This is a genomic window from Streptomyces sp. NBC_00414, assembly GCF_036038375.1.
GTDB lineage: Bacteria > Actinomycetota > Actinomycetes > Streptomycetales > Streptomycetaceae > Streptomyces.
The window spans coordinates 4,556,723-4,570,973 of the sequence record NZ_CP107935.1; the positions used below are offsets into that span (position 1 = coordinate 4,556,723).

Here is a 14,251-nt window from a genome sequence, read left to right on the forward strand (position 1 = left end):
GTGCCGGGCCGTTCCGTGGCCGTGACGTCGTTCATCTGCTCGGCACGACGAGCACGGGGCAGTGGGAACGGTGCAGCAGGGTGTGCGCCACCGGACCCAGGTGCGGTCCGACGCGGTGGGTGCGGTGGTGTGCGCCGATGACGACGACATCGGCCGCACGGGTGGCTTCCAGCAGGGCGTGCGCCGGTCCCGTACGGACCGTGCGGGTGTCGGTTCCGACGGCGGGGTGCTGCTCCTTGAGCCGGGCCAGCGTGTAGCGCGGCACGGCCTCCTCCGCCCTGTCCTGCTGGGTGAGCCGTGTCTGTCCCGGGGGCGTCGTGGAACCGGGCAGGGGCATTTCGGGGGTGACGTGCCGGTGGTTCGAGGAGTGCAGGACACGTAGCCGGGCGCCGCGCCGCTCCGCTTCCTCGAACGCGTAGGCGGCCGCGTCGGTGTCCGCGTCGTCGGCCAGACCGAGCAGCACCTCACGGCCGTCCCAGCGCGGATGATCGCCGCGTACCACCAGCAGCGGACCGTGTACGTGCGCCGCCAGGCGCAGGCTCACGGAACCGAGCAGCATGCCGGTGAGCCCTCCGAGCCCGCGGGTCCCGACGACGGTGAGCGCGGCTTCCTCGCTCTCGCGTGCCAGCGCCCGTACGGCGCTGCCCTGCACGGCCCTGGTCGTCACCGGCAGTCCGGGGTGGCGTGCGCGGACCCGGGCCACGGCGGCCGCGAGGATCGGGCCTGCCTCGTCGAGGTCGGGCACGGCGTACACGATGCGCAGAGCGGCCACGCGACGCGCCGCCTCGTCCGCGGCCCGGTCCAACGCTCGTACGGAGACCAGCGAGCCGTCCACTCCGGCGACCACCTGATGGACCTTCATCGTCGTGCTCCCTTCCGTTCCGCTTCGTGTTCCAGGGACGATGCTCGTCGCTCGTGAAGCCTCGGAGCAGGGCCCCTGAGAACCCGTCGGCGCGCCGTACGGCCCCCTTGCCGTTGGGCCTTACGGTCCTGCGTCCGGCTGCGCGAAGAGGCGGCCCGGGGCACGGTGGGCTCTCACGCCGTGATCCGGCGTCCGGTGACAGCGACGGGATCGATACGGATCCACAGGTCCCGTTCTCCTCCGGACCAGGGCGTGCTGTGAGCCAGCTCCGTGAGCAGACGCACGGCCTCGGGGTCGGTCACCGTACGGGCGTCCCCGCGCACGAGCACGCTCCAACCCTCGCTGAGGGCGTCGTCGACGCGGTCGACCTCGAAGGCGACCCGATGGCCGGCCGCCAGCGACGGGGTCGTGTCGGCAGCGGTCCTGAAGACGATCGCCCCCTCCACGACGCTGTAGTTGACGGGGACGACGGCCGGCCCCTCGGGGGTCGACACCGCGATCCGACCCACGCCGTGCGTCCGCAGCAGCGCTCTGGACTCCCCGGCGCTCAGCTCGGTGAACCGGGCGTTCCGTGAGGCCCGTCCCGTGCCGGCAGGCAGCCCGGTGTTGCCGCCCGCGAGCTCCGCGACCGTGGTGCTCAGGGCTCCCGCCAGTCTGCGCAGGACGCCGGCGTCGGGCGCTGCGCCGGGGTGTTCCTCCAGGTACCGGAGGTAACTGACGGCCATCCCCGTTCGGGAGGCCGTCTCCTCCCTGCTCAGACCGAGCTCGCCGCGCCGCAGGGTGAGGCGGCGTCCCAGATCCCCCAGGGGCGCGTCCCGGTCCACGTCCGGGGGTTTCGAGGGTGACTGATTCGAGGGCGGCTGATCCGCCATGGCCCTCACTCCTTTCGTCCCGTCCCCCGAACGGCGATCTCGTGCCGCGTCCCGCTGCGTACCAGGGCACGCGCCGAATCGGCGTCGGGATTGCCTCGCACGTCCAGCTTGTCCGGAACCGGCGGTGTGCGCTTGGGCCGGTCGGCCCTGATGGTCCGCCGGGTGGGGGCGATCGGGCCGGGACGTGGCGGTGCCCGGGAGGACACGCCGACAGGGCCCGCTCGACGTGGACCGAACGGCCCTTCCGGCCGACCCGCCGGCCCGGCTTTGCTCGGGTCATGTCCGAGAACCACTGCAGGTCCGCGTGCCACCACTTCGCACACGTCGTCGACGGCACGACCGTCGTGGAGCTGCGCGGCGAGATCGACATAGCCACGGCGTCGCCCATCGCGGCCCGCCTCGACACAGTCACTGCCGGCCCGTGCCCCGACCTGGTGCTGGACCTGCGCGCCGTGTCGTTCATCGACTGCGCCGGGCTGAGCCTCCTGTGCCGCGCCCGGAATCGTGTCCTGGCCAGGCGGGGCAGGCTGTGCCTGGTCACGGAGGACACCCGTGTCCTGCGTGTCCTGCGTGGCGCGGGCCTGTCCGGTGTCTTCACGACGTATCCCCGCCTGCCCGGGCAGGCGGGCGGCACTCCGGACCGTTCCGACCACGCCCTTCAGTAGGCGGCCACTCCGTGGTCCCGGAACTGTTCCTGAACCCGCCTGATCAGGTCGGGTTCGGGGACTGGGGTGTCCCGCAGCGGGAAGGGCAGGCCGAGGGCCTCGTACTTCGCCGCGCCGAGTCGGTGGAACGGCAGGACGTCGACGCGGTCGACGCTGCCGAGACCGGCGACGAAGCGGGCGAGACCCTCGACGGCCTCGGGTTCGTCGGTCAGACCGGGGACCAGGACGTAGCGAACCCACATGCGGATGCCGAGCCGGTCAAGCCGGGTGGCGAAGTTCAGGGTGGGGGCCAGTTCGCCACCGGTCAGCCCGCGATAGGTGTTCACGTCGAAGGACTTGATGTCGAGGAGCACCAGGTCGGTGTCGGCGAGCAGTTCGTCCGTGGCGCGGGCACCGAGGAAGCCCGAGGTGTCGAGCGCGGTGTGCAGCCCGGCCTCCTTGCAGCGGCGCAGGATCGCCGCGGTGAAGGCGGGTTGGAGGAGCGGCTCGCCGCCGGTGAGCGTCACCCCTCCCCCGGCCGCGGTGACGAATCCCCGGTACTTGCCGATCTCGGCCATCACCTCGTCGACGGTGGCCTCCCGGCCGTCCCTCATGTGCCAGGTGTCGGGGTTGGCGCAGTACAGACAGCGCAGCGGACAGCCGCTGGTGAAGAGCACGAACCGGGTCCCGGGCCCGTCCACACCGGTGGACAGGTCCCAGGAGTGGATCCGGCCGACCGCGTTCATCGGGCTTCTCGTGTTCATCGGGCTTCGTGGAAGGTGCGGCTGATCACGTCGAGTTGCTGCTCACGCGTCAGGCGTACGAAGTTGACGGCGTACCCGGAGACCCGGATCGTCAACTCCGGGTATTTGTCGGGGTGTTGCATCGCGTCCTCCAGCGTCGCCCGGTCCAGGACGTTGACGTTCATGTGGAAGCCGCCGGAGGCCGTGTAGGCGTCGAGGATGCCGACGAGGTGGGACGCGCGCTCTTCCGGACGATGGCCCAGCCCCTCGGGTGTGATCGTCGTGGTCAGCGAGATGCCGTCGCGGGCCTGCTCGTACGGCAGCTTGGCCACCGACAGCGCGGAGGCGGCCACACCGTGCCGGTCGCGGCCGTTCATGGGGTTGGCGCCGGGCGCGAAGGGCTGTCCGGCGCGGCGGCCGTCGGGGGTGTTGCCGGTGTGCTTGCCGTAGACGACGTTCGAGGTGATGGTCAGCACCGACTGGGTGTGTTCGGCGTTGCGGTAGGTGGGGTGCTCGCGCACCTTGGCCATGAAGGATTCGACCAGTGCGACGGCTATGGCGTCGGCGCGGTCGTCGTTGTTGCCGTAGGCCGGCCAGTCGCCCTCGGTCTCGTAGTCGACGGCCAGTCCGGTGGCGTCGCGGATGACCTTCACCCGGCCGTACCTGACCGCGGACAGGCTGTCGGCGGCGACCGACAGGCCCGCGATGCCGCAGGCCATGAAGCGGTGCACCGGGTGATCGTGCAGGGCCATCTCGATGCGCTCGTAGGCGTACTTGTCGTGCATGAAGTGGATGACGTTCAGCGTGTTGACGTAGGTGGCCGCCAGCCAGTCCAGCATCCGGTCGTACGCCGCCGACAACTCCTCGTAGTCCAGATAGTCCCCGGTCAGTGCGGGCGCCCGCGGGCCGATCCGCTCGCCGGTCATCTCATCCCGGCCGCCGTTGATCGCGTACAGCAGTGCCTTGGCGAGGTTGACGCGCGCTCCGAAGAACTGCATCTGCCTGCCGACCGCCATCGCCGACACACAGCAGGCGATCGCCGTGTCGTCGCCGGTGCGCGGCCGCGTCAGTTCGTCGGACTCGTACTGGACGGCGCTGGTGTCGATGGACACCTGCGCACAGAACTCCTTGAAGCCGGCCGGGAGTCGGGGCGACCAGAGCACGGTGAGGTTGGGCTCCGGGGCCGGGCCGAGGTTGTAGAGCGTCTGGAGGAAGCGGAAGGAGGTGCGGGTGACCAGCGGACGCCCGTCGGTGCCGAGGCCGCCGATGGACTCCGTCACCCAGGTGGGATCGCCGGAGAACAGCGCGTCGTACTCCGGGGTGCGCAGGAACCGTACGATCCGCAGCTTGATGACGAAGTCGTCGATCAGCTCCTGGGCCCGGGTCTCGTCGATCAGGCCTTCCGCCAGGTCCCGCTGGAGGAAGACGTCGAGGAACGTGGAGGTGCGGCCCAGGGACATCGCGGCGCCGTTCTGCTCCTTCACCGCTGCCAGGAAGCCGAGGTAGAGCCACTGCACGGCCTCGTGGGCGGTGGCGGCCGGACGGGTGATGTCGCAGCCGTACGAGGCGGCCATCTCCGCCAGTTCGCCCAACGCCCGTATCTGCTCGGCCAGTTCCTCTCGGTCACGGATGACGTCCGGGTCGGAGGGCCGCGCGTCCAGCAGGGCTCGCTCGGCCTTCTTGGCCTCGGTCAGGCGGGTTGTGCCGTACAGCGCCACCCGGCGGTAGTCCCCGATGATGCGGCCGCGTCCGTAGGAGTCGGGCAGCCCGGTGATGATCCCCGCCTTGCGAGCGGCCCGCATCTCGGGCGTGTAGGCGTCGAAGACCCCGTCGTTGTGGGTCTTGCGATAGGTCCCGAAGACACGCGAGACGAACGGATCGGCCTGGTAGCCGTACGCCTTCAGCCCGTTCTCCACCATCCGCAGTCCGCCGTTGGGCATGATCGCCCGTCGGAGCGGGGCGTCGGTCTGCAGACCGACGATCAGCTCGCGTTCACGGTCGATGAAGCCCGGCCGGTGCGAGACGATCGTGGACGGGGTACTTGGGTCGACATCCAGGATGCCCTTGCGCCGCTCCTCGGGGAAGAGCGCGCTGACCTTGTGCCAGACGGCCAGGGTGCGTTCCGTGGGACCGGCCAGGAACGCCGGGCCGCCCTCGTACGGCGTGTAGTTGGCCTGGATGAAGTCGCGCACGTCGATACGGCTCCGCCACAGCGTCCCGGCGAAGCCACGCCATGCATCGGCCCGTCGCCTGTCGGCTTCCACGGCTTTCACGGTTGCGGTCATCGCCGGTCGTCCTCTCGCTGTTCCACTTGTCCGGTGCGTGTCTCTCTCGCTTCACATGCTTGTCCGCCGCGGTCGTCGCGGGCAGTGCCGGACAGCGCCGACGGGTGGGCCGTCCGGCCCCAGGACGGTGGGGCCGGGTGGACTCAGGCGTGCGGGACCACGGCGACGGGGCAGCCGACGTGGTGCAGGACCGCGTGGGCCACGGGACCGATGTGCGTTCCGAGGTGGCTCTCCCGGACCCTCCGGCCCACGACGACGAGGCAGGCTCCGGAGGACGCGTGGACCAGGGCTCCCGCAGGCCGGCCTTCGAAGACTGTCTCGGTCACGGTGACCTCGGGATACTTCGCGCACCATGGACGCAGCGTCGCGACGACGGCGCGTTCCTGGGCGGCGAGCACTTCCGCCCCGGCCCCGGTGACCGCGTGCAGGTCGGTGCCGTCGGCCGAGGGGACACTGAAGGCGTGGACCACCCGCAATGCGGCACCGTGCTGCCGGGCGGCCTCGAAGGCGAACTCGATCAGTTCGTCACAGGGATGCCGGATGTCCAGACCGAGGACGACATCGCGGTAGGGAGTCTCGTCGGTCTCCGGGGAAGAGCCCTCCTCGCCGGGCGTCGTGGGGTACTCGTCGGCCGCGGCCTTGCCCACACGGACGAGCACGACGGGGTGTACGGACCTGGCGACGACCCGCTGGGACACCGAGCCGACCACGAACCCCGCGAGGGCGCCGAGTCCGCGGGAGCCGAGTACCAGCATCTCGGTCTCGTCGGTCGCCGCGAGCAGGGCCGCTACCGGCGAGTCGGACACCAACCGGGCGTCGATACGGAGATCGGGGTGTGCGGCCCGCACACTGTCGACCACATGATTCAGGGTCTGTTGGGCCCATTCGTGCTCGCTGCTGCCCATGGGGACAGACGCGGGAGGCCGGGGGTGCCACTTCCAGGCGTGCACCAGCCTCAGTGGGGCTCCGCGGCGCACGGCTTCCCGGGCCGCCCAGTGTGCGGTGGCGAGGCTCTCGACGGATCCGTCGACGCCTGCGGTGACATGGCGAAGCATGCTGTGTACCTCCTGGGTCCGGGACCGGCTGCTCTTGTCGTCGAGCTTCGTGCAGGAACGGAGCCGTGCGTATGGGCCGTGCAGGCCCTCCGAAGGCCCTTTGGGCCCCACTTGCGGTCCGTTCCCGCCGAAGGGGGCCCGCGCGGAGTACCGGGCGGCCTGGTCATGGGGCCGTGTGGCCCATGGTCCTCGCCGGGGCCCGGTAAGACGCTGTAGGTGCCAGGACCGCATGCACCCATGGAGGCACGTCATGAACGATTCCGTCACGTCGAGCATGCTGCGGGCCCTTCCCGCCGCACACCGGCAGCGGTTGATGAACCTCGCCCGCGAGGTGTCGTTCGAGTCGGGCACCCGGCTCTTCGAAGAGGGCGCACGCGCCGACCGGTTCTGGATCGTGCGCACCGGCACGGTCGCCCTCGACATGCGGGTGCCCGGTCGACGGGCCGCCGTCATCGAGACGCTCGGACACAACCAACTCGTGGGCTGGTCCTGGCTGTTCGCGCCGCACACCTGGCACCTGGGCGCCGAGGCGACGAGCCCCGTCCGGGCCTACGAGTTCGATGCCGCAGCCGTACGCGCCCTGTGCGGGAGCGATCCGGCATTCGGCATGACGGTCGCCCAGTGGGTCGGTGACGTACTGGCCCACCGGCTGCGTTCGGCCCGCACCCGGCTGCTGGACCTGTACGCCCCCTACGGCAGCGGCAGTCGCGTGTGACGACGCCCTCGACCGAAGTGTTCAAGTGCAAGGAGGCATCATGCACGGCACGCCGCACGTGGTGAGCGATGTGATGACCCACGCCGTAGCCACGGTGGATCGCAAGGCCTCGTTCAAGGAGATCGTGCGGACGATGCAGGAGCGGAAGGTCAGCGCCCTGCCCGTCGTGGGAGGTAAGGGACAGGTGGTCGGCGTCATCTCCGAGGCCGACCTGCTGCCCAAGGAGGAGTTCCGCGACAGCGACCCCGACCGCTACACCCAGCTGCGAAGGCTCTCCGACCTCGCCAAGGCCGGCGCGGTGACCGCCGGGGAACTGATGACCTCCCCGGCCCTCACCACACCCCCCGACGCAACGCTCGCGCAGACCGCTCGGACGATGGCACGCGCCAGGGTCAAGAGGCTTCCCGTCGTCGACGAATCGGGCGCGCTGCTGGGCATCGTCAGCCGCGCCGACCTGCTGAAGGTCTTCCTCCGGGACGACGAGGAGATGGCGGAGGAGGTGCGGCGCGAAGTCGTGTCGTACCTGTTTCCCCAGCCCTCGTCCTCCGTGCGGACAGAGGTACGGGACGGAGTGGTGAAGCTCAGCGGGCACATCCGGGACACGTCCCTGGTCCCGGTGGCCGCACGTCTGGCACGAGCTGTCGAGGGCGTCGTGGACGTCGAGTTCGACCTCTCCGAGGACGAGCGTTCCGCGTAGCCGGGGGGGCGAAGGGGCGGCGGGCCGTGCCCGCCGCCCCTTCGCAGAACGGCTCGGCCTCGGCAGGGTCCCGGCAACAGTGATCCACGCAGCGAGTCCGAACCCGTCTCCCCCTGACCACGCGGCCGTGGCCGAAACGATGGCCGAGGTCGGCACCGGCATCTCCGCCGAGACCCCGAAGATCCTCACAGGGCAGGCCGTCCGCCCCATCCGCGACGTGATCGAGACGCGTATTCGCGAACTGATCTCCGAAGTGGCACCCGCCTGGCATGACGCCCGGCTGAGGACGGCCACCAACGACTTCTGGCGACGCCTGTGATCAGGTCTCAGGTCAGCCGGTCCTGTGCCCCCACCGCGGCCCGACCCGTGCCCACTCCTCGCCCCACCGCTCGGTTGCCCGGCGCTCGATGCGCAGCCGGACGAGGCGCCCACCGGCGAGGATCACCAGTCCGCCGAGAGCGCCGACTCCCGAACCGGTCAGAATCGCGCGCGCCTGCGCCTCCGCCCGGCTCATGGGATCGGGCACCAGGTGACCGTGCCCGTCCGTCCACACAGACACCGTGGCACCGGCCTTCGTGCCGGCCCGCACCCTCGCGCTGTCGGTACGGACGGTTCCGTTGCCGTCGGTCCAGCGAACCTCGGCCCGCACCTGGGAGTAGGTGGCCCCGGTGGTCATGTCACGCAGGCCTGCCGGCGCCGTCTCCAGAAGCACGGCGGGCACCTCCTGACGCTCTGCCCGACCCTTCGTCAGCGCGTTCTCCGTCCCCTCCGCGGAAACGGCTCCCGCGGTGACACCGCCGATCGTCGCCAGAGCCCAGGCGACCAGGACGATCCACGCCTCCACCGCGTCGCTGTGCCGCCGCAGCGGATTTTGCCGCCACCGCCATCCCAGGACCTTCCTACGCCCGTCCTTCCACACCGTTCGCACCCCCTCGTCTGCAGCTGAGGTCGAGGATCTGAATCGAGGAACTGCACTGAACGTCTCACCTCCGAGATCGCCGCGGCAGGTGCCTCAGGTCCGCGGAATTCGGGCCCTTCGGGACCGGTCGAGGCCGTACGGCCCCTCCTGCGAACCGCGCGTCCGGCGCGACGCTGGACCCGCTCACCGACAGAGCCCCGCCGTCCCATCGGCGCCGGGCGGGGAGGAGTTCCTGATGCGATCCACCGCTCTCGACGTCACCACCCTGGAGAACCTCGTCTCGGCGGCCGTGGCCGCCCCTTCGATCCACAACACCCAGCCATGGCGCTTCCGGCTGGACCCGGACACCACGACACTGGAGATCCGGGCAGAGGCGGCGCGCGGTCTCCGTCACATCGACCCGACCGGCCGGGGTCTGTACCTGTCCGTGGGGTGCGCTCTGCTCAACCTCCGGGTGGCGGTGGCGCACTACGGCTGGGAACCGGTGTCCCGGTTGCTCCCCAGGCCCGACGAGCCGGATCTGCTGGCGACCGTACGGCTCGGCGGGACCACCGGCGCTTCCTCCACCCCGCATCTGTACCGGACGCTGTGGCGCCGGCACAGCAGCCGTTTCCCTTTCTCCGAGCGGCAGTTGCCGCCGGCCGTCCTCACCGAACTGGCCGAGGCCGCCCATGCCGAAGGAGCCCGCCTGAGCCGTCCCGATCCCGCTGAGAGCGACCGGCTCCTGCGGCTCACCCGCGAGGCGGAACGCCGCAACTCGGTTGACCCCGACCGGGCGGCGGAAAGCCGCCGCTGGGTGCACGATCCGACCGACGCGGCCCTTGGCATACCGCCCGTCGCCCTGGGACCGCAGGACTTCCTGGAGCGCCTTCCGATGCGGGACTTCGGCGCGCACCAGCATCCCGATGTGCTCACCGCCCGCCCTTTCGAGAAGCGGCCGTCGATCGCCGTACTGTCCACCACTCACGACCGGCGGGCCGACTGGTTGCGCGCCGGACAGGCTCTCGAACGCGTCCTGCTGGTGGCCACCTCTCACGGCGTACGGGCGTCCCTGCTGCACCAGGCCCTGGAGTGGCCGGATCTGCGGGAGCAGCTCGTGGGGACACCCGGCAGCAGGGGCGCGAACGCCCAGATGGTGCTGCGCCTCGGGTACGGTCCACAGGGCCCGCCCTCCCCGCGTCGCACGGCGGACCAGGTACTGGCCGAGGAGTCGCTGTCGGCCTCCCGCCGGACGCGATGACCCGGACTCGCTGACCGGCCACCGCGCGCGTCGGCATCGGCGTCGACGCCGGGGCGCCCGGCCCGCCGCCGCTCCAGGCCCCGGCGTCCCCCGGTCCGAGCAGGCCGCTCAGGTGTGGGGCACCACTGCGACCGGGCAGCCGACGTGATGGATCACCGCATGGGTGACGGGTCCGGTTCGCGGGCCCACGGGCCGCTCGGCCAGGCGGTGGCCGACCACCAGAAGCCCGGCGGCGGAAGCGGCCCGGACCAGCGCGGTCGATGCCTTGCCCTGCGGCACGCACTCCACGACCTCGACTTCGGGGTACTTGTCCCGCCACACCTGAAGCACCGCAGACAGGAATCCCTTCCACTCCCGCGCCTGTTGCGGTTCGTCCGCCAGGGCGACGTCCCCCGGACCCAGTTCGAGCGCGGAGGGTGCCTGCCACACGTAGAGGACCCGCAAGCGGGCACCGCGCAGCCGGGCCGCCTCGAAGGCGAACTCGATCACCTCGTCGCCCGGGTCACCGGCGTCGAGACCGAGCACCACGTCCCGGTAGCCGGTGCGGTCGGACGCGCTCCCGTCCTCCGCGGGAAGGTGTTCGTCCCGCGCCTCCTCCCCCGCGCGTACGAGGACCACGGGGCGGGGCGCCTTCGCCACCACTCCGAGGGCCACGGATCCCACCAGGAAACCGGTGAAGCCGCTGAGCCCGCGCGAGCCGAGTACCAGCAGGTCCGCTCGGTCGGCCGCGCTCAAAAGGGCGGCGGTCGCGGGTCCTTCGACCTGTTCGTCGGACAGGAGCGCCGCTGGGCAGGCACGACGGACGTGTTCCTCCGCACGGCGCAGGACCCGCCGGGCCAGCTGCCGCCCGGCGGCATTCGCCGGCTCGCCGTCCGCCTGGCGGGGATGCCAGTTCCGGGCGTGCAGGAGCAACAGGGGACGTTCACGGCGTACGGCCTCACGGGCCGCCCACTCGGCTGCTGCGAAACTCTCCGCGGAGCCGTCGACTCCGGCGATCACGGGCGCGAGCATTCCGCACACCTCCAGCATCTCGGTCTGCTTCTCATGGCCAGCGTCGTCCCGCGTCAGCCCGGCGGGCATGGGCCACCAGGTCTTCGCCGAGGACCGTTCGGCCCCTGCTCAGATGTGCCGTCCGGGTCCAGGGTGGTGATGGGGAGAACCTCTCCCGCGGACCTGGGAGGCGGAATGTCGGGGCAGCGAGTGATCGTCGTCGAAGTGGACCGGTCGGCGCGCAGCCGTGTCGCTGCCGACTGGGCCGCACGGGAGGCGTTGCGGCGCGGGCTGCCTCTGCGGGTGGTCCCCGTCGCGCCACCGGACCCTGCGGCGGCCGAATTGGCGTACAGGCATCCGGAGCTGAGGCTCGACACTGCACGGTTCACCGGAGCGGCCGTACCGGAGCCGCGCTCGCTGTGGCAGGACGCGGAGATCGTGGTTCTCGGCCTGCCCGGTGAGGACGTGCTCTCCGACAGCACCCCGGGAACGCCCGCGCGCGAGGTGGCCGGGGCATCCACCTGCCCGGTGGTGCTCGTGCCCGACGGTCACGTCCGGGCGGATCCGGCCTACCGGCCCACCTGGATCACTGTCGGCGTCGATGCCCGTGCCCCGGCCGCCGGGGCGATCGGCTTCGCCTTCGACACGGCGCGTCGGTGGCGCGCGCACCTGCGTGTCCTGCACGCCTGGACGTTGCCGCCCTCCGCCGCTGAACTCCCCTTCTCCGTACCGGAGGAGGACCGCGCCACCTGGGAGGACCACGAGGTACAACTGCTGTCCGACGCGGTGCGGCCGTGGCGTGAGAAGTACCCGACCGTACGGGTCCTCGAAGACGTCGTCCTGTTCTCTCCGGCCGAAGCGCTGATCCGGAACCCGGGCGGCGCCGAGCTGGTGGTGATCGGCCGGCGGCACCCGTACGGATACGGAGCCGGTCTGTCCGCCGTCGCGGACGAGCTGCTGCGGCACACCCGGCGCCCGGTGGCCGTGGTGCCCGGATGACACAGGGCGTCCGCCTCCGTGCGGGCCCGGCCGGGACGGCCAGGAACAGCAGGACCGCGGGGCGTTCGGTTCCTGTGGGGTCGAGCGCCCGACGACGCACACTTCGGGAGGCTGCGATGTCCGACTCTCAATCCTCTTCATCCACCGGTTCTCCGCACACGGTGAGCGACGTGATGACCCACACGGTCGTCGCTGTCGGGCGTGAGGCGCCCTTCAAGGAGATCGTCGAGCTGCTCGGTCAGTGGAAGGTCAGCGCGGTGCCTGTCCTGGCGGGAGAAGGGCGCGTCATCGGTGTGGTCTCCGAGGCGGATCTGCTGCCCAAGGGGGAGTTCCGCGATGTCGACGACCAGGTCGCTGACCGTGACGGCGATCCAGCGGAGCGGAGCAAGGCACTCGGCCTGACCGCCGGCGAGCTGATGAGCAGCCCCGCCGTCACCGTGCATCCGAACGCCACGCTGTCCGAGGCCGCCCGCATCATGGCCCGGCGCCGGGTCAAGCGACTCCCGGTCGTCGACACGATAGGTCTGCTGCAGGGAGTGGTGAGCCGCGGTGACCTGCTCAAGGTCTTCCTCCGGCCCGACGAAGAGATCGCGGACGAGGTACGGCGGTCGGTCCTCACCCAGCTCCCGATCATCACCCCGGTGACGGTCGCTGTGGCCGAGGGAGTGGTCACCCTCGGCGGCTCCCTGCCCGACCGTGGTCTGGTGCCCGTACTGGCCAGGGCCGTGCGGGCGGTCGAGGGGGTAGTGGACGTCCGTATCGATCTCGTGCACCGGTGACACGCCTCGACTCCCGAACCTGACCTAAACGGCCGCCGCCCCGTGTGCCGGTCGAGGCGGCGGCCGATGCGCTTAGATCTCGTTACTTACTCGTCCCGTCCTGGGTCGTCGTGTCCTGGCTCGTCCGGTTCCGGTCGTGGCCGCCCACGAGCTCGGCCCCGATCCGCGCTGCCCACGCCTCTATCGCGGTGAAGTTCCGGAAGTCCCCGTCCTTTCCGGAGCGGAGGATCATCCGGGCGACGAGACCCTTGGCGCCCTCTTCGAGACAGCCACCGAAAGTGACGTGCTCCTTGACGTCCAGCCGGACCATGGCCCGCTTCACATCGGACACGGGCGGGATGTCGCGCTCCGAGGCCGACGCGTCGAGCGGGCCGCTGCTGAACAGCCACACCGGCCGTCCGGCAAGTTCCCCACGGCGGCGGCGGAGGAACCGGCGGGCATCCCTGTGCCAGCGCCCGGCGTACAGGCCGCCGCCGACCACCACGGCGTCGTACGACGCGATGCCCCCCGCCACGGAACGGGCCGGCAGTGACTCGACGGTGAGTCCGTCCTTGCGCAGGACCGCCGCGACGGCCTCGGCGATCCGCGCGGTCGATCCGTTCTTCGTTCCGTAGGCGACCAGCACACGCTTGGGCATGAGAGTCCGCCTCCTCTCCATCCGGTCCATCCGGTCCATCCGGTTCGGTGTCTGCGAGTCGTGTCGTGTCGTCTCAGATCCTGCGCTTCCAGGTGTCGGTGACGCCGTGCAGCCCCTGTTCGTCGGGCTGGAACCGGTCGTCGTCCAGCCGGAAGGTGAGCTTGTCGACGACCGCGACCACGCCGTCGATCTGACGCGTCATGGAGACGGCGATCTTCGTCTCGCTCTTGCGTTCCATGTGACCGGCGAGCGTGACCACGCCTTCGACCACCGATACCTCGACCGTCTGAGGCGCCAGCCACAGTGCCCGCACCAGCACCTCGTCGATCACCACCTGGCGGATCTCCAGGTCGGGCCGCAGAAAGACCTGGAGCAGGTCGCGGCGGGTGACGATGCCGACGAGCCGGTCCTCCTCGTCCAGGACGGGCAGTCGTTCCACCCGTCGCCGGGCCATCGTGCGGGCGGCCTCGACGATGGTGTCCTCGGCGTGCACCGTCACGGGCGGGGCGGTCATCAGCTGCCCTGCGGTACGGGCCCGCGCCTTCACGGCCTGCTTCCTGGCTCCGGGCTTCAGACCGGCGAGCCGCGGACGACGCTTCGGTGCGTACGGGTCGGGGGTCTGGGCCTGCCGGACCATCAGGTCGGTCTCGGAGATGACTCCGATGACCTTCTCGTCCTCGTCGATGACGGGCAGGCCGCTGATCCGGTGGTCGGCCAGCTGCCGTGCCACCTCTTTGAACGGGGTGCCGTACTCGGCCCGGACGACCTCCTCGGTCATCACGGATCCGACCTTGTCGTGCTTCATGGTGTCTCC

General features: G+C 70.9%; 16 protein-coding genes. 7 read left to right on the forward strand and 9 right to left on the reverse strand.

The window, feature by feature from the left end; all coding sequences use genetic code 11:
* Window positions 1-31: 31 nt before the first annotated feature.
* Window positions 32-862 carry a universal stress protein gene (locus tag OHS59_RS19500; protein ID WP_328494686.1) on the reverse strand — a complete coding sequence of 277 codons (831 nt, stop codon included), beginning with the start codon at window positions 860-862 and terminating at the stop codon, window positions 32-34.
* Window positions 863-1,035: 173 nt separating this feature from the next.
* Window positions 1,036-1,734 carry a helix-turn-helix domain-containing protein gene (locus OHS59_RS19505; protein ID WP_328494687.1) on the reverse strand — a complete coding sequence of 233 codons (699 nt, stop codon included), beginning with the start codon at window positions 1,732-1,734 and terminating at the stop codon, window positions 1,036-1,038.
* Between the two features lie 278 nt (window positions 1,735-2,012).
* On the opposite strand from OHS59_RS19505, the gene OHS59_RS19510 reads away from it, so the two are divergent.
* On the forward strand, window positions 2,013-2,399 hold the full coding sequence (locus tag OHS59_RS19510) for an STAS domain-containing protein (RefSeq protein ID WP_328494688.1): 387 nt from the start codon (window positions 2,013-2,015) through the stop codon (window positions 2,397-2,399).
* Here OHS59_RS19510 and pflA read toward each other — a convergent pair.
* The 3 genes from pflA to OHS59_RS19525 form a co-directional block, all read right to left on the reverse strand.
* Window positions 2,393-3,142, reverse strand: a complete 750-nt coding sequence (pflA, locus tag OHS59_RS19515) for a pyruvate formate-lyase-activating protein (RefSeq protein WP_328494689.1) — start codon at window positions 3,140-3,142, stop codon at window positions 2,393-2,395. The genes OHS59_RS19510 and pflA overlap by 7 nt on opposite strands.
* Window positions 3,139-5,406 carry a formate C-acetyltransferase gene (gene pflB / locus OHS59_RS19520; RefSeq protein ID WP_328494690.1) on the reverse strand — a complete coding sequence of 756 codons (2,268 nt, stop codon included), beginning with the start codon at window positions 5,404-5,406 and terminating at the stop codon, window positions 3,139-3,141. The genes pflA and pflB overlap by 4 nt, the downstream gene beginning before the upstream one ends.
* 143 nt (window positions 5,407-5,549) lie before the next feature.
* The gene (locus OHS59_RS19525) at window positions 5,550-6,461 is read right to left on the reverse strand and encodes a universal stress protein (protein ID WP_328494691.1); all 912 of its coding nucleotides are present in this window, start codon (window positions 6,459-6,461) and stop codon (window positions 5,550-5,552) included.
* Window positions 6,462-6,711: 250 nt separating this feature from the next.
* On the opposite strand from OHS59_RS19525, the gene OHS59_RS19530 reads away from it, so the two are divergent.
* The 3 genes from OHS59_RS19530 (at window position 6,712) to OHS59_RS19540 (ending at window position 8,192) form a co-directional block, all read left to right on the forward strand.
* A complete protein-coding gene (locus OHS59_RS19530; RefSeq protein ID WP_328494692.1) occupies window positions 6,712-7,176 on the forward strand; it encodes a Crp/Fnr family transcriptional regulator in 465 nt (154 codons plus the stop codon).
* A 40-nt stretch (window positions 7,177-7,216) separates the two neighbouring features.
* On the forward strand, window positions 7,217-7,873 hold the full coding sequence (locus OHS59_RS19535) for a CBS domain-containing protein (protein ID WP_328494693.1): 657 nt from the start codon (window positions 7,217-7,219) through the stop codon (window positions 7,871-7,873).
* A gap of 127 nt (window positions 7,874-8,000) precedes the next feature.
* Window positions 8,001-8,192, forward strand: a complete 192-nt coding sequence (locus tag OHS59_RS19540; RefSeq protein ID WP_443061468.1) for a hypothetical protein — start codon at window positions 8,001-8,003, stop codon at window positions 8,190-8,192.
* A 12-nt stretch (window positions 8,193-8,204) separates the two neighbouring features.
* On the opposite strand, the gene OHS59_RS19545 is transcribed toward OHS59_RS19540, so the two are convergent.
* On the reverse strand, window positions 8,205-8,792 hold the full coding sequence (locus OHS59_RS19545; protein WP_328494694.1) for an Rv1733c family protein: 588 nt from the start codon (window positions 8,790-8,792) through the stop codon (window positions 8,205-8,207).
* Window positions 8,793-9,027: 235 nt separating this feature from the next.
* On the opposite strand from OHS59_RS19545, the gene OHS59_RS19550 reads away from it, so the two are divergent.
* Window positions 9,028-10,032, forward strand: a complete 1,005-nt coding sequence (locus tag OHS59_RS19550; protein ID WP_328494695.1) for an Acg family FMN-binding oxidoreductase — start codon at window positions 9,028-9,030, stop codon at window positions 10,030-10,032.
* A 108-nt stretch (window positions 10,033-10,140) separates the two neighbouring features.
* On the opposite strand, the gene OHS59_RS19555 is transcribed toward OHS59_RS19550, so the two are convergent.
* A complete protein-coding gene (locus OHS59_RS19555) occupies window positions 10,141-11,043 on the reverse strand; it encodes a universal stress protein (RefSeq protein WP_328499278.1) in 903 nt (300 codons plus the stop codon).
* A 174-nt stretch (window positions 11,044-11,217) separates the two neighbouring features.
* On the opposite strand from OHS59_RS19555, the gene OHS59_RS19560 reads away from it, so the two are divergent.
* Together OHS59_RS19560 and OHS59_RS19565 are read left to right on the forward strand one after the other, a co-directional pair.
* On the forward strand, window positions 11,218-12,021 hold the full coding sequence (locus OHS59_RS19560; RefSeq protein ID WP_328494696.1) for a universal stress protein: 804 nt from the start codon (window positions 11,218-11,220) through the stop codon (window positions 12,019-12,021).
* 116 nt (window positions 12,022-12,137) lie between these two features.
* Window positions 12,138-12,800, forward strand: a complete 663-nt coding sequence (locus OHS59_RS19565) for a CBS domain-containing protein (protein WP_328494697.1) — start codon at window positions 12,138-12,140, stop codon at window positions 12,798-12,800.
* 82 nt (window positions 12,801-12,882) lie between these two features.
* Here the strand turns inward: OHS59_RS19565 and OHS59_RS19570 are convergent, their stop codons facing one another.
* Window positions 12,883-13,437 carry a flavodoxin domain-containing protein gene (locus tag OHS59_RS19570; protein WP_328494698.1) on the reverse strand — a complete coding sequence of 185 codons (555 nt, stop codon included), beginning with the start codon at window positions 13,435-13,437 and terminating at the stop codon, window positions 12,883-12,885.
* Window positions 13,438-13,510: 73 nt separating this feature from the next.
* Window positions 13,511-14,242, reverse strand: a complete 732-nt coding sequence (locus tag OHS59_RS19575) for a CBS domain-containing protein (protein WP_328494699.1) — start codon at window positions 14,240-14,242, stop codon at window positions 13,511-13,513.
* Between the last annotated feature and the right edge of the window lie 9 nt (window positions 14,243-14,251).

Bases quoted from the DNA above. Each gene is read 5' to 3' on its own strand.
- OHS59_RS19525 (WP_328494691.1), bottom strand. From the start codon at position 6,461: ATGCTTCGCCATGTCACCGCAGGCGTCGACGGATCCGTCGAGAGCCTC.
- pflB (WP_328494690.1), bottom strand. From the start codon at position 5,406: ATGACCGCAACCGTGAAAGCCGTGGAAGCCGACAGGCGACGGGCCGAT.
- OHS59_RS19555 (WP_328499278.1), bottom strand. From the start codon at position 11,043: ATGCTCGCGCCCGTGATCGCCGGAGTCGACGGCTCCGCGGAGAGTTTC.
- OHS59_RS19500 (WP_328494686.1), bottom strand. From the start codon at position 862: ATGAAGGTCCATCAGGTGGTCGCCGGAGTGGACGGCTCGCTGGTCTCC.
- OHS59_RS19510 (WP_328494688.1), top strand. From the start codon at position 2,013: ATGTCCGAGAACCACTGCAGGTCCGCGTGCCACCACTTCGCACACGTC.
- pflA (WP_328494689.1), bottom strand. From the start codon at position 3,142: ATGAACACGAGAAGCCCGATGAACGCGGTCGGCCGGATCCACTCCTGG.
- OHS59_RS19550 (WP_328494695.1), top strand. From the start codon at position 9,028: ATGCGATCCACCGCTCTCGACGTCACCACCCTGGAGAACCTCGTCTCG.
- OHS59_RS19565 (WP_328494697.1), top strand. From the start codon at position 12,138: ATGTCCGACTCTCAATCCTCTTCATCCACCGGTTCTCCGCACACGGTG.
- OHS59_RS19575 (WP_328494699.1), bottom strand. From the start codon at position 14,242: ATGAAGCACGACAAGGTCGGATCCGTGATGACCGAGGAGGTCGTCCGG.
- OHS59_RS19505 (WP_328494687.1), bottom strand. From the start codon at position 1,734: ATGGCGGATCAGCCGCCCTCGAATCAGTCACCCTCGAAACCCCCGGAC.
- OHS59_RS19530 (WP_328494692.1), top strand. From the start codon at position 6,712: ATGAACGATTCCGTCACGTCGAGCATGCTGCGGGCCCTTCCCGCCGCA.
- OHS59_RS19560 (WP_328494696.1), top strand. From the start codon at position 11,218: ATGTCGGGGCAGCGAGTGATCGTCGTCGAAGTGGACCGGTCGGCGCGC.
- OHS59_RS19535 (WP_328494693.1), top strand. From the start codon at position 7,217: ATGCACGGCACGCCGCACGTGGTGAGCGATGTGATGACCCACGCCGTA.
- OHS59_RS19570 (WP_328494698.1), bottom strand. From the start codon at position 13,437: ATGCCCAAGCGTGTGCTGGTCGCCTACGGAACGAAGAACGGATCGACC.